Raw genomic sequence first — 26,456 nt, 5'->3', positions numbered from 1 at the left:
GTTTAGAAATTCCGGTTTCGGCACTAAAAAGTTATTCGGTTTATGCCGGAGTACAGGATGCTTTAGTGCAATGGTGGTACGGACACAATGCGGTGGCGTTTTTCCTGACCACGCCTTTCTTAGGAATGATGTATTATTTTGTGCCAAAAGCGGCTAACCGACCTGTTTACTCTTATCGTTTGTCAATCATTCACTTTTGGTCTTTGATCTTCATCTACATTTGGGCAGGACCTCACCACTTATTGTATTCTACTTTACCGGATTGGGCACAAAACCTGGGAGTTGTATTCTCTATCATGTTGATTGCACCGTCTTGGGGTGGTATGATTAACGGTCTGTTAACGCTTCGTGGTGTTTGGGACAAAGTGCGTACGGATTCTGTGTTGAAATTCTTCGTAGTAGCAATTACCGGGTATGGTATGGCTACCTTTGAAGGACCAATGTTATCGCTTAAAAATGTAAATGCGATTGCCCACTTTACCGATTGGATTATTGCTCACGTGCACGTTGGTGCCTTGGCCTGGAACGGATTCCTAATCTTTGGTATGATTTACTGGCTGATTCCGCGTTTGACTAAAACGACTTTATATTCTGAAAAATTAGCCAATTTCCATTTTTGGATTGGAACGTTAGGAATTGTATTGTATGCACTACCCTTATATGTAGCCGGATTTACTCAGGCTTCCATGTGGAAACAATTCAAACCGGACGGAACCCTACAATACGGTAACTTCTTGGAAACCGTTACGCAAATCATGCCTATGTATTGGATGAGAGCCATAGGAGGTTCTTTATACTTAATCGGTATGTTAGTGTTGATTTATAATGTTATTAAAACAGTAAAACAAGGTAGCACTGTAGAAGATGAATTGGCCGAAGCTCCTGAATTAACTAAAATTACCAAAGGAAGATTGAAAGGTGAAAAATTCCACCCTTGGTTAGAAAGACGTCCTATTCAATTGACCATCTTAGCTACTATTGCCATCTTAATTGGAGGTATTATTCAAATTGTACCAACGATTATGGTAAAATCTAATATTCCAACAATAGCAGCGGTGAAACCTTATACTCCGCTTGAATTACAAGGACGCGATTTATACATCCGGGAAGGTTGTGTGGGCTGTCACTCTCAAATGATTCGTCCGTTCCGTTCGGAAGTTGTACGATATGGAGATTATTCTAAATCAGGAGAATATGTGTATGATCATCCATTCCTTTGGGGTTCAAAACGTACCGGTCCGGATTTACACAGAGAAGGAGGTAAGTACAACGACAACTGGCATTTCAATCACATGTGGAATCCGCAAAGTATTTCTCCGGGTTCTATCATGCCGGGCTACAAATGGTTATTTGCTAACAAAGCCATGGATTATTCTGGTACTGAAACAAAAATGAAAGCCATGCAAACCTTAGGAGTTCCTTATACCGATGCTGACATTGCCAATGCCAAACAAAGTATAGAGACACAGACTTCCACCATCGAGAAAAACCTATACAATGATCCCGACTTTGTAAAATCATACGAAGCCAGCAAAGCTAAAGCAGCTGCTAAAGGAGAAGCTTTTGTACCAATGAAAGACAGAGAAATCGTAGCCTTGATTGCTTATTTACAACGCTTAGGAACGGATATCAAAGTAAAAAATAATAAATAGGAAAGCCATGTTAAAGTTTGTACAACATAATTTAGAAACCATAGCGGGTGTAGCGATATATCCAATCATCTCCCTGCTGATTTGCTTTACCTTTTTTGTAGGTCTGTTCTTTTGGGTGTTTACCTATAAAAAAGAAACCATTCAGGAACTAAGCGAACTACCTATCAAAGAATAATTAACCAAAAGTTACAATCATGAAAAAATTAATCCCAGTATATGTCAGAGTCCCTTTGATTTTTGCCTGTGTTTTTGCGGCAATGGAATATTTTATCGACTCTGGTGATCGCCCGGCTTTTATCAAATACCCAATGGTAGGTTTGTTTTTAGTCGTATTTCTTTTCTTGTTGATTGCCATCGAAATGGTAATCAGTGCTGTTGATAATGTTACGTATCACATGTTGACTGATGAACAGAAAAAACAATTGGAAGCAGCGCAATCATTACCTTTTACGGAAAGCACTTTTTATAAAAAACTGCTAAAAAAATTAACCCGTTCCAACGAATTAGAACAAGAAGCCGATTTGCTGCTTGACCACAATTACGACGGTATTCGGGAGTTAGATAATGTATTACCGCCTTGGTGGGTGTATTCTTTCTATGCCACAATCGTTTTTGCAGCGGTTTATTTGGTGCGTTTTCATATTGTTGGCGATTACAATCAGGAGCAGGAATTTCAAACCGAAATGAAAGAAGCCAAAGCTTCGGTAGATGCTTACATGAAAACCGCTCCGGATATGATGAGTAAAGACAAAGTAACCTTATTGACCGATGCTCCGAGTATTGCTGCCGGTAAAGCCATCTTTACGGCCAATTGTATTCCGTGTCACCGCGCCGATGCCGGTGGACAAATTGGCCCAAATCTAACCGACCATTTCTGGATAAACGGTGGCGGCATCAAAAATGTATTCAACACGATTATGGAAGGTGGTCGTGATGGCAAAGGAATGGTTTCCTGGAAAACTACCATCAAACCCTCTGATATTCAAAAAGTGGCTAGTTATGTGCTTTCCTTACAAGATTCAAATCCGGCAAACCCAAAACCTACAGAAACAGAAGCTGTTGAATGGAAAGACGATGCGGCACCGGCAACTAAAACAGTAACGGATAGCACTAAAGTAGCGACAAAATAATTGAAGTAACCGTTTTTAATAAAAAACAAAAACCATGTCCAACGAGCACGAAGAGGATAATTTCAGAGATAGTATCAGTACTATTGATGCCAAAGGGAAGAGAGCTTGGATTTTTCCGAAAATACCCAAAGGGAAATTATACGATCGCCGAAAATGGCTGAGTTATTTCTTGCTGCTGTTTCTGTTTGCTGCGCCATTCGTAAAAGTAAATCACCATCAGTTTATGATGTTCAACGTGTTGGAACGTCGATTTAACTTATTTGGTTTTCCTTTTTGGCCACAGGATTTTCACATCTTCGTCATCATTATGATTATCGGCGTAGTAGGTTTGACATTGTTTACAGTGGCTTTTGGCCGAATATTCTGCGGTTGGTTCTGTCCGCAAACCATTTTTATGGAAATGCTATTTCGCCGTGTAGAATTTTGGATTGACGGTGATCGCGGGGCTCAGATTCGTTTGGACAAACAACAGTGGAATGCGGAGAAAATCAGAAAGCGGCTGACCAAATGGTTTATCTTTTTTGTCATTTCGTTTTGGATAGCCAATGTGTTTTTGGCTTACTTAATCAGCAGTGATAAATTAATACTGTTAGTTAAAGAAGGTCCCGCCAATAACACCTCTACGCTCATTGCTTTATTGATTTTTACAGCCGTATTTTATTTCATCTATGCCTGGTTTAGGGAGCAAGTGTGTATTATCGCTTGTCCTTATGGCAGAATGCAAGGGGTTTTATTAGATAATAAATCCATTAATGTGGCGTACGATTATGTTCGTGGAGAAAAAGAATTGGGCCGAGCCAAATTCAATAAAAAGGAAGACAGAGCAGCATCAGGTAAAGGCGACTGTATTGATTGCAGTTTGTGTGTGCATGTGTGTCCAACCGGAATCGACATCCGTCACGGAACGCAAATGGAATGTGTGAATTGCACCGCCTGTATTGATGTTTGCGACAGTATGATGGAAAATGTCGGCTTGCCCAAAGGACTGATTCGTTATGCGAGTGAAGATGAAATTGTCAAAAAAGAAAAATTCGTTTTCACCAATAGAATGAAAGGCTATGTAGCGATACTTGCAATTCTGACCGGTGTTTTCATCGGAATGCTGTTCCTGAGAAATGAGGTCGAAGCAACAATATTGCGTCTTCCGGGACAATTGTTTCAGCACAAAGGCGATAAGATTAGTAATGTGTATACGTTCAAAATCGTCAATAAAATGAACATCAACTTTGATAAAGTGCACATCGAATTAGTCAATCAAAAAGGCGAAGTCAAAATGGTAGGACCTCGTTATTTTAAAGTGGCAAGAGAAGGCATCACCGAAGGAACGATGTTTATCGAAATCAAAGAAGCACTTTTGGAAAGTGACAAAACAAAGTTAGTATTAGAAGTTTACAATGACAACAAGTTAATCGATACCGAAACCACCAATTTTCTTGGACCAAGAAGTTTCGATTAGCACAAATTTAAAGGTATGAGCATTAAAATTAATTGGGGAACAGCAATCGTGATAGCGTTTGCTTTATTTATGAGTTTTATATTGTTTTTTGTATTCCGAGTACAATCGGACAGCAAATATGACAATGAGTTAGTTACCGAAGAATATTATAAAAAAGAAGCTTTGGTGCAAAATGATATTAACAGTGAACAAAATGCGAATGCTTTACCTCAAAAGCTAGCCATTGCCAACACTGCGGAAGGGATAACCGTTAGTTTTCCCAAAGATTTAGATTTTAAAAAGATTAAAGGAACAGTATCCCTTTACAGACCGTCCAACAAAAAGTTGGATTTTGCTAACCCAATTGCATTATCTAACTCCGATTTGCTCATACCTAAAAAGAATCTGGTGGGCGGTCTTTGGGATATTACTGTGGCATGGACCTATGACGGGAAATCTTATTTGAATAAAGAAGAAGTTTATTTTCAGTAAGTCATGCTCTACACCGCACTAATATTCGGTTTAATTTCCAGTTTGCACTGCGTGGGTATGTGCGGACCGATAGCGATGATGTTACCGGTATCCAGAAACAATCCTACCCAAAAAGCATTCCAAATCCTATTGTATCACGCCGGAAGATTGACTTCCTATGCAACTCTCGGATTTCTTTTCGGACTATTGGGAAAAGGACTGTATTTAGCCGGAATTCAGCAACGAATTTCCATTGTAGTGGGGGTTTTAATGATAGTTATGGCGATTATTCCCGAGAAAATATTGGCCAACTATAATTTCTCCAGACCCGTATTCAAAGTCATTTCAAAAGTAAAAACCAATCTCGGCAATCAATTCAAAAGAAAAACCCCGGATGCTTTGTTCACCATAGGATTGTTTAACGGATTACTCCCTTGTGGATTGGTTTATGCCGCTTTGTTTGGTGCTATTGCTATGCAAAATGTAGGTTTGAGTACCGTGTACATGTTGCTATACGGAGCCGGAACGATTCCTTTAATGAGTGCTGTGGTTTATGTATCCAATTTTTTAACGCTGCCTTTTCGAAACAAATTACAAAAAGTTGTACCTTTAGTTACCGCAGTCATCGGGATACTTTTTGTCTTGAGAGGCATGGGATTAGACATCGCCTATGTGTCGCCGGGTAATCTGCATTTGTTTGTTCAAGCGGCTGCCAATTGCCATAAATAAGAATCAATAACCAAAACAATATAGCATGGAAAAACACGATTTATTACACGAATTCCCCGAATACAAGGAAAAGATTCATGAGCTGAAAATTTCTGATAGTACGTTTAGGAAATTGTTTGACGACTATCACGAAATAGAACATCAGATTCACCGAATTAACATGGGTTCGGAAATTGCCAATGACCAATTTACGCATGAATTAAAAGCCAAACTATTGTTCATGAAAGACGAAATTTATTCCCATTTGAATAGATAATTTAGAAAGTTAGTTGAGAGGAAAAGCCACGTTGAGTACGTGGTTTTTTTGTGTCAAATGGTTTGTAGTACTCTTACGGCTGTTATGATTCCGGTGATTAAAATCAAAATCAATACGGTTTTTTTAAACTGTTCTTCCGAAACTTTTTCTAGTATTTTTTTGCCGATAAATGTCCCGATGATGCTCACCACCAATAGTATCGGAATCAGATACAAATCGTCTTTGTGGATATAGCCGTTAAGTCCATAAACTACGGTTCTACTACTGTCAATCGCTAAATCGATGATGGCAGAGGTGGCAATAAAGACTTCCATTTTCAAATTAAAGGCTGCCAAGGTCATCCCTCTGATAGCGCCACCGGTTCCCAAAATCCCGGCAATGAATCCGGAGGTTATCCCACCGCTCACACTATTGAAAGTGGTCGGTTTAATGACAAAGTTTTTGAAAAACAGAAAACAGGAACTTAGTAAAATCAGAAATACAGCCAAGCTCATTTCCAGCCATTTGGTAGCTATAAATCGACTTAGATAAGCCCCAATAATAACAAAAACCACCGCCGGAATTCCCAAGGTGACAATCAGTTTTTTGTCAAAACCTTTGTGGAAGAAACCAATTTTGGTCAGATTGCTTAAGACATGAAACATAGCCGTAACCCCCAATACAGAATGAAAATCCAGAAAATAACTCGCAATAGGAATAAAGAATAAGGAAGATCCAAAACCACCAACAGTTCCCAGGATTTCGGCCACCAGCGCCAGTAGTATAAAATAAACGAGATAATCCAATCGGAATGCTTTTAGAAATGATATTAAAGATACTAAAAAGTACCTAGACCGTCATGGAAAACAATTGGGTTTTGGGAGCATTGCGTTTTAATCGTAAATCAAAAGCCATACAGATGTTGCGCACAAAGGGTTTGCCTTTTTCGGTCACGAGTAATGACTTATCGTCTATAATCACTAAGCCGTCGTTTTCCATCTCGGTTAGTTGCTGTAGTACTTCCAGTAATTCTTGGAAATAAGATTCTTTGCTGTCCCAAGCAGTGCAAAACTGGCACATCAGATTCAGGATGTGTTTGCGGATAATCAAATCTTCAGCAGACAGTACATGCCCTCTGAGAATCGGCAATTCATTTTGTGATAATCGAGCGTAGTAGGCTTCCAATTCTTTTTCATTTTGAGCAAAAGCATACCAGCTATCGCTGATGGATGAAACGCCTAAGCCAATCATTAGTTGGGTTTTGGAAGCAGTATAGCCCATGAAATTGCGATGTAAAGTTCCGTCTTTAAAGGCATTGTACATAGTGTCATTCGCAGTAGCAAAATGATCCATCCCGATTTCGTAATAACCTTTTTGTGCTAATAAGGCTTTCCCAACTTCATACAATTGGCGTTTTTCATCATCTTTGGGCACATCTTCATCTTTAAAGCCGCGTTGCCCGTTGCCTTTTATCCAGGGTACATGGGCATAGCTGTAAAATGCTAATCGGTCTGGGGAAAGTGAATTGGTTTTGTCAATGGTATCCATTACATTTTCCAGGGTTTGGAAGGGTAAACCAAAAACCAAATCATGGGAAATAGATGTATACCCAATTTCTCTTGCCCAAAAGGTTACTTTGGCGACATTGTGAAACGGCTGGATTCGGTGGATGGCATTTTGCACTTTTTCGGCATAATCCTGCACCCCGAAACTAACTCTGCGAAAGCCTAAGTCGTATAATTTTTGCAAATGAGTTCTAGTGGTATTATTGGGATGGCCTTCAAAACTGAATTCATAGTGTTCGGCTTTTTCGGTACGGCTTAAAATTCCGGTAATTAATCGCTCTAAGTTGTCGGGAGAGAAAAAAGTAGGGGTGCCACCACCCAAATGGATTTCTTTGATTATTGGTTTTTCAGGAAATAAATTACAATACAAGTGCCATTCTTTCAATACGGCTTCGATATAGGGATGTTCTACTTCGTGACGTTTGGTGATGCGTTTGTGACAACCACAAAATGTGCAGAGGCTTTCACAAAACGGCAAATGAATGTAGAGGCTAATCCCTTCGGTGCTGTTGCTCTCCTGAAAACTTTTTAATAGTGTTTGTTTCCATTTTTCAGAAGAAAAGGAAACTTCATCCCAATAAGGAACCGTTGGATAACTGGTGTATCTCGGCCCCGGAACATTGTATTTTTGCACTAATGAAATTGACATAGCCTATTGTTTGTAAGGTCAAAAGTACTAGGCTCTTGCTAATTTAAAAATGACAATTGTCATATTGCCCAATAAGTTTTCATTTAAATGAAGGAGTTATTAAGATTGATTTTGGCCTTAGTTGAGTTCTAAGTTTGTTTTTTGGGAAGAGATTTAACATAAGAATACTATTTTCATTTTTATTTGTAAGAAATATTTAATTATATTTATCACTTTGTAATTATTTTTTACAAATCTGTCAACATTGAAATCAATAAAAATATAAGCCAATACTAAAACACTACCATTGAAAACCTTTAAACTCACCCTAGCTCTAGTAATAGCATTTTTAACGGCTCAAGTATACTCACAAGGTTCTTCTTGTCCTAATTCCGATTTTGAATCGGGTGACATGTCAGGATGGCAAGGACAAACAGGGTATTGTTGTCCCATATTCACTACACCTTCAGGAATTGTAAATGGCAGGCACACCATTATGAGTGGCACCGGTACGGACCCCAATACTTGCGATGTCGTACATGTAGTATCTCCGGGAGGCCTTTATTCTGCCAGAGTAGGAAACGACAATACAGGTTCTGAAGCGGAAACTCTTTCATACACTATGACGGTAACACCGTCTTCTTCACTCTTTATTTACAAATATGCTGTAGTGTTGCAAGATCCAGGTCATACTCCTTCAGAACAACCCCGTTTTCAGGTTAGGGTTTTAAACGCGGCTGGACAATTAATTGACCCGGTTTGTGGTGTGTATACAGTAGTGGCCGGAGCAGGATTGGCTGGCTTTCAAACCTGTACTACTACTAATAACGGGGATGTCCGTTACAGAGATTGGACCACGGTTGGACTTAATCTAAGTGCTTTTATGGGACAAACCATAACTGTTGAATTTGAGACTGGCGATTGCCTGCCGGGAGCTCATTTTGGCTATGCTTATGTGGATGCTTATTGTTCTCCTTTGCAAATTTCAGCCACTTATTGTTCGGGGTCTTTTGCAGCACAATTAACAGCTCCCATTGGATTTACTTATTTGTGGAATACAGGGGCAACCACTCAATCCATTATAGTTAATAATCCAAATGCAGGATTGAATTATACTTGTACTATGACTTCGGTAACAGGTTGTACGGTTAACATTTCAACAGTATTGCAGTTAGAAGATCCATTAGCCGATTTTGCTATTACGAATGCCTGTTATAATGATGCTGTTTTTAGTGACACCACAGTATTGTCAAACTTAACTTTGTTAGATACTTATCATTGGGATTTCGGTGACGGAACGACTTCAAGCGATCATAATCCAACCCATATTTTTCCTCATACAGGAAGCTATTCGGTGACATTTACTACCTCTAATGCTTTTGGATGCTCCAGTACAATTACTAAAACTGTAACAGTATTTATGGCGCCAACGGCACAAATCAGTTATGCTCAAAGCAATTATTGTACTTCGGATACCGCTGTAAAATCAATCACTTTGACAGGTACTGACGCCTATACGGGAGGGACTTACAGCGCTGATGTTCCCGGATTGAGTTTGGATCCCGCAACGGGTGATTTTAATCCAAGTACCAGCACACCGGGAACTTATGTTATATCTTATCAGATACCGACAGTTAATAATTGTACGGTTCCGCCGGTTACGACTACCATAACGATATTCCAGGCACCACAAGCTATTATACAATATTCGGCACCGTCATTTTGTAACCTGATAAATTGGTCACAAAGTGTAAATCTCAGTGGCACGGGTTTAATAACAGGAGGAACTTACTCGGCATTGCCAGCCGGATTGGCACTGGATGCAACGATGGGATACATTACTCCGGTTTCAAGTACACCTGGAACTTATACGGTAACGTACAGTGTTCCTTCTAGTGGAGGAGTGTGTAGTTCAATAACAACAAGTACTCAGGTTACCATTATTGGGGCTCCGACAGCAACGATTAGTTATGCTACTCCGTTTTGTAATACGGTCACCACTCCACAACCAGTCACATTAAATGGCACCGGTACTATTTCAACAGGATTATATAATTCATTCCCATCTGGATTACAACTTAACAGCACAACTGGAGAAGTTACTCCAAGTTTGTCAACACCGGGAACTTATACCGTGAATTATGATATTCCGGCCGGAGGAGGTTGCTCTGGTGTAACGACTAGTACAACTGTTACGATTACCCTTCTACCAACGGCTACAATTAGTTACTTGGATCCTTATTGCATGTCAATTGCAACTCCGGAACCAGTCATTCTAAACGGAACGGCAGCTTATACTGGTGGAACTTTTACCGCATCCGGAGTAACTATAAACAGTGCATCCGGAGGTATAACACCAAGTACAAGTACGGCAGGTATCCACCAAATTACTTATGCTATGCCAGCTATTGGAGGTTGTTCACCATTACCGGTTTCTACGTCGGTTCTTATTAATCCGTTGCCGGCGCCAGTGCTTTCTAATTTTGCTATTTGTCAAGATCCGAGAGGGTTTGTTTTCAGACCGGCAATTCTTAATACTGGTTTGAGTGACGCTTTATTTAGTTGCCAATGGTTTTTTGGCACTACCCTGATTCCTAACGAAGTTACCAATGTTTATACCGCTTCAGCAGAAGGAAGCTATTCTGTTGTTGTTACGGATAACCAAACGGGTTGTGTGGCTCCTGCTGTAACTTCAATAGTGTCGACAGCCGTAACGGTGGAAGATTTTTATGCTTACATCACTAACACATTTGACCAACAAAACACGATGACTGTTGTGGTGCAAGGTGGTACTGGTCCCTATCTTTTTAGTGTTGATGGTTCTGCTTTCCAAGCCTCCAATATTTTCAATAATCTGACGCCCGGCATTCACAGTGTTTCTATTACGGATGTTAATAATTGTACAGATGTCACCAAAAATGTGATGGTTTTAGGCTATCCAAATTATTTTACACCTAATGGCGACGGGGTTAATGATTTTTGGAATATCTATTATTTTGATACACATCCGAATGCTAAAATATCCATTTTTGATCGTTACGGAAAGCTTCTAAGAGTGCAAAGCCCACAAAGCCCGGGATGGGACGGAACTTATAACGGCAGAATGTTACCGTCAACAGATTATTGGTTCTTAGTGGAGTTCAAGGATTATGACGCTACAGGCCAAATAGTTTGGCAGACTTTTAAATCCCATTTTTCAATGAAACGATAATTTTAAATAAAAAAGAAACCCTCCGAATTTCGGAGGGTTTCTTTTTTAAGGATGATTTGGTTTTAATTTTTACTCAACATGATTACAATTTTGTTAAAGTCTGCAGCGGCGTTGATTACGTTTTTATAATCGGTGAATTTGTCTAAAGGATAATTCACAGCCGAATAAAATTCAGTGTTGGTAACGGTTATTTTGCCGTCTTTCTCAGAATAGTTGCTTACAAAACCAGCTTCCGTTTTATTGTTGATTTGCGTTTTAACATCCATTATAAATTTCTCCAGATTCTTTGCTTTGGCCCCTTTTGGAAGTATGATAGTTATCGTTCTGGTATAAGAATGGGGATGTTCAATTTCTACTGGAAGTGTTCTTTTGTTTTCCTGGTATAATTCCATTTGACTTCCGATTAATTTTCCAACAGAGAATAAATAATTACCACCGGCATTCTGAATCAGTTCTTTTCCTTCGAAAGTTAGTTTCATGATATATGGTTTTTTGCCAATATTTTCCACACCATCATTTTCGGTTTTTAAGGAAGTATAATCAGTATCTAACGTATAGTTTTTGGCGATGTCTTTTAAAATAGTTTGGTATTGTTCTGCCGAAACGAAGTCTTTGATGGGTTGAAAATTCAAAGCGGAATAGCCCCCAAAAGACAAATTGGTGGTGATTTTTGGGTTTTCCATATCTTCTGAAAAATCAGCCGTAATATCCATAATATCATTGGTCACCTCTATGGATGGAAGTTCAATAAAAGAGATGTCGCTAATCCCCATAGCTACTCCGCCAAATACTTTTTGGCTAATGAATAATCCGTTGTTATTGCCCAACACATCCGGGAATAACGGAATTCTGTATTCGATTTCTGTTGGCGTCAGGTATTTTTTTATGGCCGGGAAATAGAGTAGGGCTTCATCCAAATTCTCATAGCTTTCGAAGTTTTTGTCAAAAGGAATATCAAATCGATTGGAAGCTAACACTACTTTGGATTCGATCTTAAATTGTTTTAAAACCGCCATGTAAATTTTTAGTAAATCAACTTGGTTGGCCAGCTTGGTTTTGATAATACCAGCTATCGTTTCATTACTGTCGGCATACCGATTGTAGGTGATCGTTTTTTTAATCTTGTTTTCAATATTCCAAACCTGGTCTTGAATGTTATCGGTTTTTGGTATCTGACTGCAAAAATCGTCTACTGCTTTTTGTTCTTTCTTATCCAATTCCGGATTAATGCGCTCAAAGAAATTGGAAGCAAATTTGGAGAAGCTGTTGATATTCTTAGCTCCGGTATAAAAATTCTCGTCCAATTTATAACGGAATAACTGTAAACTCACATCTCGGTTAGAGTATTTCTCATCGTCTTCTACAGCCGGAATGTTGTCTTCGGTTACGGTTAAAGTGCTTTTCAGCGTGTCTTTTGCTGTTCCTGCTACAGGTTCCGGTAAGCCATTATAACATTTGGTTTTAAATTTTAAATGCTTCGGAAAAATGAGCTGCAGTTCATTATGCGCCATCGGAACATTGGATTGCATGCGGAACGTTTTTCCGTCTAAATCCGGGCCTTCTTCCAGCATGAAAATGGTTTCGATAACGGTTCCTTTTTCTAATCCGGTTAAGGCAAAATAGTTGTATTTGATTTGTTTTTCTTCATCAACTTCTTCTTTGATGTCTTTTTTATCCAGCGTAATTACCTTCCCGTCTTTTTGAATAACCCGGGCTTTGGTAACCAATACACTTTCATCCATTTTAAATGGAATGTAGATTTTATTGTTGCGTTCTATGGCTTCATTCGAGTTGATATAGGTTTTCTCATGAATCATATAATACTGAGTCGCTTCTTTGCCTTTTACGGCCAATTCTATCTTAGTATTTCGAAACAGTATGACTTCTTTTTCGTCTTTATATTGATTTGGAATAGTGGTAGTGGTGTTTTTATCATCCCAATGGTAATCTTTGAAGCTGAAATCTTGTGCAGCTACCTGTGAAGAAAGGAGCAGGGTCATGGCACCAGTCAACAAAGCATGAATGTTTAGTTTCATAAGTGTTCTTTATTTAGTTTGGTTTTTAGCGAGGGGTTCTTTTTCTTTTAAAATTATGGTTTCCGAATAATTTGATTTTAATTTTTTTACGGTTTCATTCCAAAGCGCAAAATCCTTTTTCTCCAGCATTATTTTTTTCAATGCTACTACCGAATTCATAGTAACGCTGTTGCCTTTTTGTTGGTAAACAATTTTTATTTTCAATAAATCATTATCCAATTCAAAGTCTTTGGGAACGTATTTTAGTTGGTAATTGGTTGGAATAACACATTCTACGATGGAGTTGAATTTGCTCAGATAATCCAAGTCATAATTCATTTCGCGGTCTTTTTCCAAGGTTGATTTTTCGTAATATTTATCAAAACACAAATTGATATAAAGTTCTTTATCGACTTTGACAATATAATTATCAATGTCAAAATCATAGCTGATGGCATAAGGCTTGTCTCTTTCTTTGACATTTTCTTCGCAATAATCATTCAGATTGAATTTGTTGTTGCCTTTCAGTACTAAGCTTTTAATCATTTCAAACTTAGTCTTGTTGCTCGAATCTCCAATCTGATTCAACGTATTGGTTCGGTTATAACCGGAAATTTCGATACGACCAGTTCCGCTTATTTTTTCGTTTCTGATAGTCAGAATGGCCGAATCTTTCATTAAATTTTTATCCGAATCAGTAATCGGTACTTTCACAATCTGAAACTTATCGCCATTGTACAACAAGGCCTCTTTGTCTTGAATAAAGGCTGACGGAATGCCATATTGCGTTTCCTGATCGGTAGCGTCCAGAAAAATGTAGTTGTTGTCTTTTTTATACACAGCAATCATGTGATCCGTAGTGGACGGCGTAGCAATAGTGCTGAAGGAATAAGGAATGTTTCGCGTTCCAATCCAAGCCAAATACACATTCGGAATGTTAGCATATTTTGCCATCGAAGTGATGATGCTGGCCATGTCTTTGCAATCGCCAAATTTACGCTCATAAACCAAACCGGCTTCGCGGGGAATAAAACCTTCGTATCCATTTTCAAAAGCAATGTATTTGATATTGTCTTTTACCCAATAAAAAATAGATTTTAGTTTCTCTTCATCAGTCGGTTTGTTTTCAGTTATCGAAAGTGAAAGTTGTTTCAATGGCTCATCTACTGTAGTGTTGAGGTTTTTTACAAATCCGCTGTAGTAGTTGTACATTCTTTGGATGTCGCCCAAAAGTTCCACTTTGTTGTTTCCGGCGCTGTAATCTTTGATGTAAAAAATAATATGCGGAATGCTGTACAAAATCCCCGGAGCATTGCTTTCAAACTTAATAGGTTTGCTGTCTTTCAGCGTCCATTGATAGATGTTGGTGTCTTTCTTTTCAATTTTGTTGAACACTATAGTATGGTTAGGATCATTAAAAACCTCATAACCAATATTGATGTTTTTGTCGGTTTTGATTTCCAGCGTTGAATTTTTCACCGGTAATACATCGCCAAACATGAATTTATGCATCAAATTCGGGTCGGTGAATTCAGTCGTATATTCATATACTTTTTCGGCACCGGCTTCCAGATTGGGAAAAACCAATTGTCTTGTTTTGACATCGTCATGAAAAACAGAGCCATTGCGCGACTGCTTTTCTAATGCCTGGGTGACTTTTATCTTTTTATCTTTTCCTCTTTCCTGAACCACCGTATAGGCATCATAGGAAAGCAATTTCACCAAATCAGAATAAGAGAATGTTTCCTTATTGTTCTGAATCCCGTTATCCGAAAGAATCATGGCTTCGTATTGATTGTCCTGAATCACCTTCAGTTTTTTATCTACGATGCTGATAGAGTAGGAAGTAGTGTTGTTTACAATCAACTCATTAAAATCCGGATACTGTTTTTTATAAGTCTCAAACGTGGTTTGAGAGTATAGTGCATTTACCGAAAGGAAAATTCCCAACAGTAAAAGTTTTTTATTTGCTGATGTCAACCAAAAAGTCTGAGTCATATTTTTTTGTTGTTGTTAAAATGCCGTTGGTAAACAATTGTGTTTTTCCGTGAAGTTCATCGTTTTTATATTCCGCTTTGATCCAAGGTTTCCCGTCTTCTTTAAAGTATTCCTGTAACCCTTCATAATCATTATCTACAAAGTGTTCTTTTACATAAATATTACCGTTGGCATAATATTCAATTCGGTCATTGTGAACAAAATCATTTCTGTAAAAAGCACTGTATTCCGGTTTTCCAAGCTCATTGTTAATGATTAACGGCCCTTGTTTATTGCCTTTGTCAAAAGTAAATTGAATGGCAATTTTACCATTGGCATAGTTAGAAGTAACAATTCCTGTTTCGTTTACAATCATTACTTTTTCGGTTAATTGCCCAGTTTTTGAACGCTTCATATAATATTGTGGCGCATTATTCAAATAAAAGATGGAAACCAATGGCTCTCCTTTTTGATTGTAGTAAGTGAAATCGCCTTCCATATTGTTGTCCAATTGATTGTATTCATACAATTTTGATTTGGTATGATAGTAGCGAATGGTTTTGCCATTTTCATCTCCAAAAGTGTACTCAGAAGTAGTCTTCAAATTCCCTGCCAAATCGTAATTTTTAGTTGTGCCGTTAAGTTCACCGTTATAATAAGTTTGTTCTATCAACAAGGTTTCATTCGGACTGTATTCTTTATAAGTGTTGTGGCGCAATCCGCTTTTGTATTCCGCTTCAATAATGGGTTTGTTGAATTTGTCTTTTCGGCTGTAGCTTCCATCTAAAATTCCATTTTTCAAATCATAGGATTGTTTAATAATGCCCGAATTGAATGTATGAGAAAAGGTTCCGGTTTTATTGGAATAGACAATAGTGGTTTCTTTTTCTCCTTTATAGTTGTACACATCTGTGGCCAAAGTGATTCCTTTGTAGCAACTGTCGTCAAATAATATTTTGCCTGTTTGCGAATAGGTTTTTCTGTTTTCAAAAAGCTCATCATTGGCATAAAATCCTTCCGTTAAAAGAGTTCCATCGGAATAAAAGGCTTTAAAAGGGCCGTTTAATTCCCCTTTACTGTAATAAAAAATTTTCTTCAAACCGCGCGAATCAAAAATGTCATTACGCCCTTGTAAAGTATCATTTACGTAGTTACTGAAAGAATAAGGGTTTCCATTTTTTCCATAAGATTTGGATAGCCCAACCTGGTTTCCTTTCACGTAATTGCTGCTTAATTGCAACTGTCCGGTTGGGAAATTGTATTTCCATTCCCCATTTCGTTTTCCTCTTTCAAAAGTTCCGGTGATGATTACTTTGTCATCCAGTGTTTTGATTTCAAATGATTTTCTGGCCAGATTTATTTCTGTTGGTTTCGGATTGTTTTTGGAATATTGTTTGATGAATTTTATTTCTTTAGAGTTAAAGATTTCGTCATAATATTTTTCGCCTAACTCATTAAAATAAGTGGTAGACACAATTTCTTCTTTGTCGTTATAAATCGATTCGCTCGATTTTACTCCGGTTGGATGGTATTCTACAGCAGAAGTTATCTTTTTGTTGGTATAAACATATTCCGCTTTCAGTTTCTGATTGCTGTAGTATTTTTTGAAAGAACCTACGACTTTACCATCAACATAATCTGCCTCTTCTTCAATGGCTTTTCCGTCATAATACTTGGTGTATTTGCCCGAAAGTTCTCCGTTTGCATATTTTTCTGTGGAAATAATATCACCCACTTTGTTGTAAGTAGTATAAGTGCCATCAATTTTTCCGTTAACATAATTGCTTTCCGATTTTTTAGCGCCATTAGGATGTAAACAATTTAAAGTGCCGTTTAACTCCCCCTTCGAAAAATTCCCGTCACAATTGATGCCGCCATTTACGTTGTAAGATGTGCTTTTTCCTTCCAATTCACCGTCATGATAGTTTTCTTCAAGACTAATATTACCATTCGGATAATACACGGTTCTTTTGCCTTCCAATTTTCCTTTCAAAAATGATTTTTCTTCCGAAATTTTACCGTCTTCTTCATAGTATTTTTGAAGTCCGTTAAGTTCATTGTTTTCAAATTGAAGATCGGCATCCAGATTTTCATATTTGTTCAGCAATTTAAAACGCCCTTCTCTTTTGCCATCTACCATAGTGCCAATCAGATTCGGAATTCCATTTTGAAGATAAACAATCACTTCTTTTTCAGTGCCGAAAATATCCATTTTTCGTTTGGCAAAAATTTTCCAAAAATCCTTTCCGATAAAATTGTCATTGAAGGATTCTATTTTCTTTTTCTGGGCTACGAGCGTTTTGCCCATTTGGTCTTCCAATCCCAATAACATATAATAAGAGAAGCCTTCAATTTGTTTTTGATCGGCAACCGATTTTAACCAAGGCACATAAGTGGTTTCAAAAAAACCAGGTCCCATTTGGTGTGTTTGGCAATATTCAAGTATGGCTTGCACTTGTCGGGTTACCACATCATCAATTTTGGATTCAATTTTGTAGGCATTGCGCAACGGCAATTGATTTCTTAAAATAGTTTCCAGCTCTTCAAAGTTATCGCCTCCGGTTTTCGAAAAAACATAATTTTTTTTCTCCAGGAAGTTTTCCCCAAACTTAGCATTCAGTTTCAATACAGCATTTTTGGCATATTTTCCGGTTGGTGATAATACTAAATAGCTCAACAAAGCCATGCTGCCTTCAGCAATTTTGCCGCTATCCAAAGCTACTACACCTAACAAATAATGAGAGGAAGCGCTGTTAGGGTTTTGGGCAACAATTTTTTCAAGCACATCTATACATTCCTGAAATTTTTCTTCTCGGTAATACAATATGGCCAAATTGTATAAGTGATTGCTACTGTTAGGAATAGTCAGTAATCCTTCTTTGAAAATCTTCTCTGATTCGGCATATTTTTTCTCATCACTCAAATAACTTCCATACAAGGTGTATAATGTTGGAAGTTTTTTCATCATATCGCTTTTGTAAATTCTCTCAAAATGACTTTTTAAAGAATCGGTTTTTTCTAAAGCAAACAGCGACATCGCTATTTCATATTGAGCCGAAGGATACTTAGGATCGATGGCATCTACTTTTTTATATTCTTTTATGGATTCGGCATATTTTTTTTCTTCATAAAGCCGTACTCCCTTTTTGATGATGGAGTCAGCATTGTAAACAAAAGAATAATCAGTTTGCGCTACAAGGGTAGCTGTAGCAAAAAGGAATAGGGAGAGAAAGAGACTTTTCATTTCGGAATAAATAAGTTAAAGCTCTCAAATATAAAATAAATAGTCTTTGAAATGAAATAAAAAAGGAAGCCAATAGTATTTTTATTGAATTCTGAAAAATGCTATAAACCAGGTTGTTTTTGATGTTGTAATCTCATGTAACGACCTTATTTCTTAGTGTAAATCAAAACTTTTTTATGAGAGGTTCTCCGAAGTATTGCTTTGGGTTTTTAAAATAAAAAAAACAGTCGCAGGAAATCCCTGCGACTGTTTCAGTAGTAATTATTGAGTAAAGATTATTCTTTAATAAAACGCTTCACTACGGATTGTCCTTCAGCTGTTATTTCCAATAAATAAATACCTGATACTAGAGTAGCTACCGAAATAGTGCCATTGGCAATACTACCTTTAGTCATTTCCTGTCCTAATGAGTTTAGGATTCTGTAGTTTCCTGAAGTGATGGTAGTAAGCGACAAAATATCACCTTTCACCGGATTTGGATACATTCTGATACCATTTAGATTAGTGTTAGCATCAGCAGTAACAAAACGACTGCCTAAACCACCACAAGTATCAGTAGCAAAAGAATCCCATTCTCCAGCTAAGTTGAAAGTAGTGTTTGGCGAAAGTACCGTAGCTTTTCTTCTTAAAGTAACGTCAATAGCAAAGTTAGCGGTTCCACCATCAAAAGTCCCGATGATGTCAATCAACACTCCGTTTTTGAATAGCCCTACCGCATCATTCCCGTTGAAAGTCAATTCAGCACCACCAGTTGACACATTGGCGCTAGCCGCATTGTAACATGCAATGTTAATAGCACTGTTTACCAAAACAAATTTAGCTCCGTTGTTCAGCGTTCCTGTTAAAGCAATACCTGTACTCCAGGCACCGGCACCATTGGTTTGTTTTTTTACAGTATAGATAGACAAACTTACGGCACTTCCAGTGTTGTTGGCAATCTCTAAGGCTTTGTTATTAGAAGAACCTTCAATGTATTCAGAGAATAACAAATCAGTAGCATTGCCTGAATTTGCTAAAGTAGTTACGTTAGCAGTATTGCTAGCCGCTGAAACATTACCGGCAGCATCTTTGGCTTTAACAGTAAAAGCATAAGCTGTTGAAGCTGTCAATCCGGTTACGGCATACGTAGTCGCTGTAGTGGTTGAACCTAATAAAGTACCATCTTTATACACATCATAACCAGTTACAGCCACATTATCAGTAGCCGCTGTCCAGGATAAGTCAGTAGTTGTTTGCGTAGTATTAGCAGCTGTTAAGCTTGTTGGAGCTGTTGGCGCAGTTGTGTCCGGCGCAGCCAATGTTGTAACATTAGCGCTATTGCTGGCTGCGGAAACATTACCGGCAGCATCTTTGGCTTTAACAGTAAAAGCATAAGCTGTTGAAGCTGTCAATCCGGTTACGGCAAAAGTTGTAGCTGTAGTGGTTGAACCTAATAAAGCACCATCTTTATAGACATCATACCCTGTTACAGCTACATTATCAGTAGCCGCTGTCCAAGATAAATCGGTAGTGGTTTGTGTAGTGTTAGCAGCTGTTAAACTGGTTGGCGCTGTTGGTGCTGTAGTATCCGGCGCAGCCAATGTTGTAACATTAGCGCTATTGCTGGCAGCCGAAACATTACCGGCTGCATCTTTAGCTTTAACTGTAAAAGTATAGGCCGTTGAAGCGGTCAATCCGGTTACGGCAAAAGTAGTAGCTGTCGTAGTCGAACCAATTACAGAAGCCCCTTGGTACACATCATATCCGGTTACGGCAACGTTATCGGTAGCGGCTGTCCAAGATAAATCAGTTGTAGTTTGAGTAGTATTGGAAGCGGTCAAACTTGTTGGCGCTGTAGGCGCTGTAGTATCCGCAGCCGCAGCCTGAATGTTTACAGTGTAATCTTCTACTTGTCCATAAGAGAAAGCTTCGCAAGAAGTTGGCACACCATTATATTTCATTGAAACTCTCATACGGGTATTGCCTAAAGTGGCTGTGGCCGGAATAGTAATTGAACCTGAAACCGGAGTAGTAGTAGAAGCAGCATTGCTCCAAACCGTTTCGCCTGCATCGGTAAACAAACCATTTTGATTGTAATCAATAAACACAGCAAAGCCTTCTGGATATACGGTACTTGTCCAGGCCGGAGTTACGGTAATGGTATAGGCTGTTCCTCTGGTGGCAGCTGTTGATTGTGCTGTAAAATCTTCATAACCGGCTGTGCCAGTTGAAGTATTATTAATGGTTCCAAAAACTACTTTGCCAATTTTCTCATCTGCCGTACTGTTTCCTTGTGAAGTACAGTAAGTGATAGGAGCCGCCGGAGTAGTTACATTAGCTGTGTTACTGGCCGCCGAAACATTGCCTGCTGCATCTTTGGCTTTCACTGTAAAGGCATAAGCTGTAGAACCTGTCAATCCGGTTACGGCAAAAGTTGTAGCTGTAGTAGTTGAGCCAATTACTGCTGCTCCCTGATAGACATCATAACCGGTTACGGCTACGTTATCAGTGGAAGCTGTCCAAGACAAGTTAGTCGAGTTATAAGTAGTTCCTGAAGCGGTTAAAGTGGTTGGAGCGGATGGAGCTGTTGTGTCAGCTGCCAAAGTTGTTACGTTTGCAGTATTACTCGCAACGGATACATTCCCCGCGGCATCTTTAGCTTTTACTGTAAATGCATAAGTAGTTGAAGCGGTAAGGCCAGTTACAGCATAGGTTGTTGCTGTAGTAGTTGAACCTAATAAAACACCATCTTTATAGACATCATACCCTGTTACGGCTACGTTATCGGTAGCTGCTGTCCAGGATAAATTTGTTGTAGTTTGCGTAGTTCCTGAAGCAGTCAAACTGGTTGGTGCCGTTGGTGCTGTCGTATCAGTTGAACCGGCAGTAATCGTAAAATTAGTGTTTGATACATCAAAGAAAATATGATTGGTTCCTTTTACCATAATTCTACAAGTAGTACTAGGAGTGTTTGGAATCGTAACGGCTTGTGTTCCGTCATTTGGCGTAGCCGCTAATAAAGTGGTCCACGTCGTTCCGGCGTTAGTTGAAATTAAGATATCAACATTGGCACAATTCACACCATTGGCGGTAGTACCGGCAACAGCCCAAGTTATGGTTTGGGTTGAATTTCCTGCGTACGAAACAGCTGTATTCGGCGCTGTTACACTAAATGGTCCTGCGGTAGCGTTAACCGTAACGACCATATCATCACTATTGTTTCCTGAACCACCAGCTCTGTTATCGCGAACCGTTAATCTGAAGTTTAAAGTACGAGCTACCGAAGGCAAAGCTTCTACTGTCAATTCTGTTCCTGCTGTCGTAGTAGCACCAGTTAATACAGATGCCATTTTAGGGAAATAACGGGTTGGTGAAGTTGTTGGATTATAACTTCTAAAATCTACACCGGTTGTTTTTGTAGCACTTGGTGCTGCAGCTGTTGTTTGAGAATCCATTTGTTCCCAACCGTAAGTTAATGTATCACCATTAGCATCGGTTCCGGTTCCGGTTAACATAAACGGAGTGCTTTTCGGAATTGTATAATCTAATCCTGCACCGGCTGTTGGAATGGAGTTTCCGGTAGCCGAGTTGGTTTGGCAAGAAGTTGTTTTAATATAATTGGTAACTTGTTGAATACTTACCGCATGGAAATAAGGGTCTGAATGCGGTTGTACATCTAGCGAAGTAATCCCAGCATAGCCCATGATAGTGGAGCCAGAGCCTGGTTCTACTTGTACACCGGTACTTTCGTTGCTGTGGGTAAAGGTATGATTGGCACCAAATTGGTGACCCATTTCGTGGGCTACATAATCGATATCAAAATTATCACCTGATGGAATCCCGTCAGATGGAGAAGTAAATCCACTTCCTTTTCCTAAAGGCTCAACGCCCGTTGGATTGACACAAACGCAACCAATACAGCCTGCATTTCCACCACCACCGGAAGCACCAAATAAGTGTCCAATATCATAATTGGCATTACCAATATTATTTGTTAATGTAGTTTGCAATTCTTGATTCCAAGCTCCGCCAGCTCCTGCAGTTGCTGCTGAATAAGGGTCGGTGGAAGCACTGGTGTAAATCACAGTATCAGTATTGGCAATTAGCACCATGCGTGCAGAAAAATCTTTTTCAAACACACCGTTGACACGAGTCATCGTATTATTGATAGCTGCCAAAGCCAACGCTTTAGTACCGCCAAAATATACGGTGTATTCACCAGTTACAGACATTGCTAAACGATAGGTTCTCAAAATAGCATCATCAGCATTTGGTCTCGCAACACTGGCGTTTGATATGGCTAAATCGTTTTGAGCTGCGGCAATTACTTTGCACTCAAATTTGTTTAAGGAAGCTATTTTATCGGTTTTGCGATAAACCGCATAAGTGCTTAGATCGGTAGTGTATGGCTCAATAAACTCTGCCGACTGGTCAGCATGGATTACCATGGTTTGTAATCCAAGAGGAGACAAACTGAAATAGATAGTCGAGGTGGGTGTGTCTACTCCTTGTCCTATATAGGATTTAATCTCCGGATAGCGGGCTGCCAAAGCCGGATCCATATTGGAAGATTCCTGAATTCGGTAGCGTTCCATTTGACCATCCGCATTTGGAAAAGCTACAATGACATTGGATTTACCGGCAGTAAATCGTTGTGGAGCGTTGGTTAGCGATTGTCGTAATGCGGTAACATCCAGCTCAAATAATTTGGGGTTTCTGATAGTTTGTTTGTTGGCGACTACTATGGCATCAGATTTGCCAGCAGTAGTTTTCCAGGTAGTTTTTCCTGTTTGTGCCATCGAAAAACTGGTGATAGCCATCAAAGCTATCGAGAGTAATTTGTTTTTCATACTTTGGTTATTTGGTTAAATTAGCGGAGCCAAATATATACATTTATTGATAAGTTTAATACAACGTGATTAATTCTTTGATAAATGTTTAATAAATTGGGAAAATTGTTGAAAAATTCTAATTTTTTAAAAATCTCTAAAAATCAAATTTGTAAGCTTCTTTTGATTAGTTTACTTAAGTGTATGGTAATTCCTGCTACATTATAAAATAAAAAAATCGTCTCGATAATTCGAGACGATTTGCTTTTGTCGAAAAAGCTTCGCTGTTATTTGTTAGGACCAAATTGTTATTGGTGAATTGCTTTCTTCTCTTGACTAAACAACATTGCTTTTTTGCTTCTACGAAGATGCTTCTTTATGAGGAGGAATTCATTACATAATTTTTTTAAATAATTATAGAATTTACATTTTTCAAACTTTTTTGATTGCTTTAATGAAGCTTATATTGATAAAAATGTAATATAAATTATAAAAAAATAGTTATTTGTTAATAACATGTGTATAAAACTAATTTTTTCTTTAGTTTTTTATTAAAAAATAGAAATATTTTTATCGTCCATTTTTATTGTTTTTGAACTTAATACCACAAAAGATGAATAGAAAATTACTTTATGTTAAGCAATGGCTTTTAGTATGCATTACACTTTTGTCAATGTATAGCGCTTCCTCTCAAATCATAATTTCACAATATTATGAGGGAACAGGTACTAACAAATGGATAGAGTTGACCAATACCGGTAATACGGCTATTAATACAGCTTCGCCACAATTGAAATTGGGGCTGTGGGCCGTAACCGGTTCAACTGGAACTATTGCTTTCACCGGAGCTCCATCCAGCACCGTTAATTTAACCATTACCATTCCGGCCTTTGGTTCAGTGTTGATCGGAAATACCGGTAACGGGACTGAAATAGCCTATCTGACTGCGGCTAGTGCTGCTCAAACCAGCAATACAGTTATCAATTTTAACGGAAATGATGGAGTAGCACTTTTGGATGCTTCCAACAATATTATCGATCAATTTGGTACAGGAATTAATGCTACCGATATCAGTTATGTGAGAAGTACAAGCGTTACATCGCCTTCAGCAACTTATACACCGTCACAGTGGAGTAGTGCTACTATTGCTACTGTACAATCTGCCGGAACTACCGATTCTAATCGCTTGAATTTTCAGCTGTCATCATTATGTAGCGCGCCAGGTGGTCAGCCTACGGGTTTAATTTTTGGAACACCAACCAGCACCTCCAATACAGGTTCTTTTACGGCTACTGCAGCCGATGGCTACTTAACTGTTTATAGTACTTCATCTTCGTTATCAGCATCTCCGGCTAATGGTACCACGTATAGCTCGGGTAATACTTTGGGCAATACCACTGTGCTGAGTAGCGGCTCATCGACTTCATTATCACTATCGGGTTTGTCTCCTACTACTACATATTATGTAAGTGTATTTGCTTATAATAATACAGGCTGCAGTGGTGGGCCAGCTTATCAGACCACGAGTCCGTTAACCGGAAACTTTGCTACGATAGCACCGCCATGTGTAGTACCGGGTGATCAGCCAACGGGTTTAACTTTTGGAACACCAACCAGCACTTCCAATACAGGTTCCTTTACGGCTACAGCAGCCGATGGCTACTTAACTGTTTACAGTACTTCGTCTTCTTTATCAGCATCTCCTGTTAATGGTACCACTTATAGCTCGGGTAATACTTTGGGCAATACCACTGTGCTGAGTAGTGGTTCATCGACTTCATTATCACTATCGGGTTTGTCACCAAGTACGACATATTATGTGACCGTATTTGCTTATAATAATGCAGGCTGCAGTGGTGGTCCGGTTTATCAGACCACGAGTCCGTTAACTGGAAACTTTGCTACGATAGCACCGCCATGTGTAGCACCAACCAGTCAGCCAACGGGTTTAATTTTTGGAACACCAACCAGTACTTCCAATACAGGTTCCTTTACGGCTACTGCGGCTGATGGTTACTTAACGGTTTATAGTACTTCGTCATCGTTATCAGCATCTCCGGCTAATGGTACCACGTATAGCGCGGGTAATACTTTGGGTAATGCCACTGTGCTGAGTAGTAGTTCGTCTACTTCGTTATCACTGTCGGGTTTGTTACCAAGTACGACATACTATGTAACTGTTTTTTCCTTCAATAATCTAGGTTGTAGTGGCGGAATCACTTATAAAACAGCAACTCCTTTAACGGGTAGTTTTGCAACTATTGCTACGCCTTGTGTAACGCCAACCAATCAACCTACTGCTTTGGTTATTTCCAATACAACCAGCTCAACTGTAACGGCTTCTTTTACGACTACTTCAGCTAGTGGATATTTAGTAGTATACAGTACGGCTTCATCATTGACAGCAAGTCCGACCAATGGAACCAGCTACAGCCCAGGTACTACTTTTGGAAATGCTACAGTCGTTAGTATGGGGGCTACCAACACTTTTGTAGCTTCCGGATTAACAGCCAGCACCACTTATTATTTTTATGTGTTTAGTTATAATAATACTAGTTGTAGTGGTGGGCCTTTATACAAAGCAACTTCCCCTTTAACAGGAAACGCTACTACTTTGGAAGCTCCACTTTATTATTATTTTGGTAATTTCCATTCTCATAGTGAATACAGTGACGGTACTGGTTTGCCATCAGGGGATTTCGCTTATGGGGATACGGCTAATTGTATGGATTTCTTGGGCATTAGTGAGCACAATCATGTGGCTGCCGGTATGTCTTTGGCTAATTATGCCTTAGGTCGTTCCCAAGCGGCGGCTGCAACAAATTCTTCTTTCTTAGCCATGTATGGAATGGAATGGGGTGTTATTTCGGGAGGTGGACACGTAGTAGTTTACGGGGTGGATAAACTTTTGGGTTGGGATGCCGGACAGTACGATATCTATGTGCCGCAATCTGTTTACACCGGAAGTACAGGATTATTCAGTGTTATTAATAGTTATAGTGGTAGCAATGCCTTCGCTACTTTGGCACACCCAAATAATTCTGATTATAATGGAATTATGAGTACTTACGACAGTAGCGCCGATGATGCTATAGTGGGCTCAGCTGTAGAAAATGGTCCTTCATCTTCCACCGATGTAACATATACTGACCCGCCATCTTCTATGGCTTATTTAAGTTTTTACCGCAATATGTTAGCTCGTGGTTATCATTTAGGGCCAACAATTGACCATGACAATCATAATGTAACACACGGTCATACCGCTACGACCAGAACTGTAGTATTGTCAACTGCTTTAAACGAAAACAGTGTGTTAACTGCTATGCGAGCCATGCGTTTTTATGCCACCGAAGATT

The 26,456-nt window shown here is 38.9% G+C and carries 15 protein-coding genes; 9 read left to right on the top strand and 6 right to left on the bottom strand.

Annotated features, from left to right (window positions below; translation table 11 throughout):
* The 7 genes from ccoO to V7D82_RS09775 all read left to right on the top strand — a co-directional run.
* On the top strand, positions 1-1,652 hold a 1,652-nt coding region (gene ccoO, locus V7D82_RS09805; protein ID WP_333600800.1), incomplete at its 5' end, for a cytochrome-c oxidase, cbb3-type subunit II.
* 7 nt (positions 1,653-1,659) lie between these two features.
* On the top strand, positions 1,660-1,827 hold the full coding sequence (locus V7D82_RS09800) for a CcoQ/FixQ family Cbb3-type cytochrome c oxidase assembly chaperone (RefSeq protein ID WP_333600799.1): 168 nt from the start codon (positions 1,660-1,662) through the stop codon (positions 1,825-1,827).
* Between the two features lie 19 nt (positions 1,828-1,846).
* Positions 1,847-2,782, top strand: coding sequence for a cbb3-type cytochrome c oxidase N-terminal domain-containing protein (locus V7D82_RS09795; RefSeq protein ID WP_333600798.1), 936 nt, complete (start codon positions 1,847-1,849; stop codon positions 2,780-2,782).
* A 34-nt stretch (positions 2,783-2,816) separates the two neighbouring features.
* Positions 2,817-4,238 carry a cytochrome c oxidase accessory protein CcoG gene (gene ccoG / locus V7D82_RS09790; protein WP_333600797.1) on the top strand — a complete coding sequence of 474 codons (1,422 nt, stop codon included), beginning with the start codon at positions 2,817-2,819 and terminating at the stop codon, positions 4,236-4,238.
* Positions 4,239-4,253: 15 nt separating this feature from the next.
* Positions 4,254-4,709 carry a FixH family protein gene (locus V7D82_RS09785; RefSeq protein WP_333600796.1) on the top strand — a complete coding sequence of 152 codons (456 nt, stop codon included), beginning with the start codon at positions 4,254-4,256 and terminating at the stop codon, positions 4,707-4,709.
* Between the two features lie 3 nt (positions 4,710-4,712).
* Positions 4,713-5,417 carry a sulfite exporter TauE/SafE family protein gene (locus tag V7D82_RS09780; RefSeq protein ID WP_333600795.1) on the top strand — a complete coding sequence of 235 codons (705 nt, stop codon included), beginning with the start codon at positions 4,713-4,715 and terminating at the stop codon, positions 5,415-5,417.
* Positions 5,418-5,442: 25 nt separating this feature from the next.
* A complete protein-coding gene (locus V7D82_RS09775; RefSeq protein WP_333600794.1) occupies positions 5,443-5,673 on the top strand; it encodes a YdcH family protein in 231 nt (76 codons plus the stop codon).
* Between the two features lie 53 nt (positions 5,674-5,726).
* Here the strand turns inward: V7D82_RS09775 and V7D82_RS09770 are convergent, their stop codons facing one another.
* Positions 5,727-6,458, bottom strand: a complete 732-nt coding sequence (locus tag V7D82_RS09770) for a sulfite exporter TauE/SafE family protein (RefSeq protein WP_333600793.1) — start codon at positions 6,456-6,458, stop codon at positions 5,727-5,729.
* A gap of 43 nt (positions 6,459-6,501) precedes the next feature.
* Positions 6,502-7,866 carry an oxygen-independent coproporphyrinogen III oxidase gene (gene hemN, locus V7D82_RS09765; RefSeq protein ID WP_333600792.1) on the bottom strand — a complete coding sequence of 455 codons (1,365 nt, stop codon included), beginning with the start codon at positions 7,864-7,866 and terminating at the stop codon, positions 6,502-6,504.
* A 286-nt stretch (positions 7,867-8,152) separates the two neighbouring features.
* Here hemN and V7D82_RS09760 point away from each other — a divergent pair, with 286 nt between their 5' ends.
* Positions 8,153-11,056 (top strand): T9SS type B sorting domain-containing protein, encoded by a 2,904-nt coding sequence (locus tag V7D82_RS09760; RefSeq protein ID WP_333600791.1) that lies wholly within the window; start codon positions 8,153-8,155, stop codon positions 11,054-11,056.
* 62 nt (positions 11,057-11,118) lie between these two features.
* Here V7D82_RS09760 and V7D82_RS09755 read toward each other — a convergent pair whose 3' ends face one another.
* The 4 genes from V7D82_RS09755 to V7D82_RS09740 all read right to left on the bottom strand — a co-directional run bounded on the left by V7D82_RS09755 (position 11,119) and on the right by V7D82_RS09740 (position 23,121).
* Positions 11,119-13,092, bottom strand: a complete 1,974-nt coding sequence (locus tag V7D82_RS09755; protein ID WP_333600790.1) for a DUF3857 domain-containing protein — start codon at positions 13,090-13,092, stop codon at positions 11,119-11,121.
* 9 nt (positions 13,093-13,101) lie between these two features.
* A complete protein-coding gene (locus V7D82_RS09750) occupies positions 13,102-15,069 on the bottom strand; it encodes a DUF3857 domain-containing protein (protein ID WP_333600789.1) in 1,968 nt (655 codons plus the stop codon).
* Positions 15,035-18,292, bottom strand: coding sequence for a CDC27 family protein (locus V7D82_RS09745; protein ID WP_333600788.1), 3,258 nt, complete (start codon positions 18,290-18,292; stop codon positions 15,035-15,037). The genes V7D82_RS09750 and V7D82_RS09745 overlap by 35 nt, the downstream gene beginning before the upstream one ends.
* Before the next feature lie 275 nt (positions 18,293-18,567).
* Entirely contained in the window at positions 18,568-23,121 is a 4,554-nt protein-coding gene (locus tag V7D82_RS09740) for a fibronectin type III domain-containing protein (protein ID WP_333600787.1), read from the bottom strand.
* Positions 23,122-23,713: 592 nt separating this feature from the next.
* Here V7D82_RS09740 and V7D82_RS09735 point away from each other — a divergent pair.
* Positions 23,714-26,456, top strand: a 2,743-nt coding sequence (locus V7D82_RS09735; protein WP_333600786.1) for a fibronectin type III domain-containing protein, incomplete at its 3' end; no start/stop codon positions are given.

Origin of the sequence: Flavobacterium sp. (genome assembly GCF_036741995.1) — a bacterium.
Taxonomy (GTDB): domain Bacteria; phylum Bacteroidota; class Bacteroidia; order Flavobacteriales; family Flavobacteriaceae; genus Flavobacterium.
This window is presented reverse-complemented; position numbering and strand designations above follow the sequence as displayed.

Excerpts from the sequence above, each read along its gene's own strand:
- ccoG (WP_333600797.1), top strand. The coding sequence starts at position 2,817 with ATGTCCAACGAGCACGAAGAGGATAATTTCAGAGATAGTATCAGTACT.
- V7D82_RS09755 (WP_333600790.1), bottom strand. The coding sequence starts at position 13,092 with ATGAAACTAAACATTCATGCTTTGTTGACTGGTGCCATGACCCTGCTC.
- V7D82_RS09785 (WP_333600796.1), top strand. The coding sequence starts at position 4,254 with ATGAGCATTAAAATTAATTGGGGAACAGCAATCGTGATAGCGTTTGCT.
- V7D82_RS09740 (WP_333600787.1), bottom strand. The coding sequence starts at position 23,121 with ATGAAAAACAAATTACTCTCGATAGCTTTGATGGCTATCACCAGTTTT.
- V7D82_RS09795 (WP_333600798.1), top strand. The coding sequence starts at position 1,847 with ATGAAAAAATTAATCCCAGTATATGTCAGAGTCCCTTTGATTTTTGCC.
- V7D82_RS09750 (WP_333600789.1), bottom strand. The coding sequence starts at position 15,069 with ATGACTCAGACTTTTTGGTTGACATCAGCAAATAAAAAACTTTTACTG.
- V7D82_RS09745 (WP_333600788.1), bottom strand. The coding sequence starts at position 18,292 with ATGAAAAGTCTCTTTCTCTCCCTATTCCTTTTTGCTACAGCTACCCTT.
- V7D82_RS09780 (WP_333600795.1), top strand. The coding sequence starts at position 4,713 with ATGCTCTACACCGCACTAATATTCGGTTTAATTTCCAGTTTGCACTGC.
- V7D82_RS09775 (WP_333600794.1), top strand. The coding sequence starts at position 5,443 with ATGGAAAAACACGATTTATTACACGAATTCCCCGAATACAAGGAAAAG.
- hemN (WP_333600792.1), bottom strand. The coding sequence starts at position 7,866 with ATGTCAATTTCATTAGTGCAAAAATACAATGTTCCGGGGCCGAGATAC.
- V7D82_RS09800 (WP_333600799.1), top strand. The coding sequence starts at position 1,660 with ATGTTAAAGTTTGTACAACATAATTTAGAAACCATAGCGGGTGTAGCG.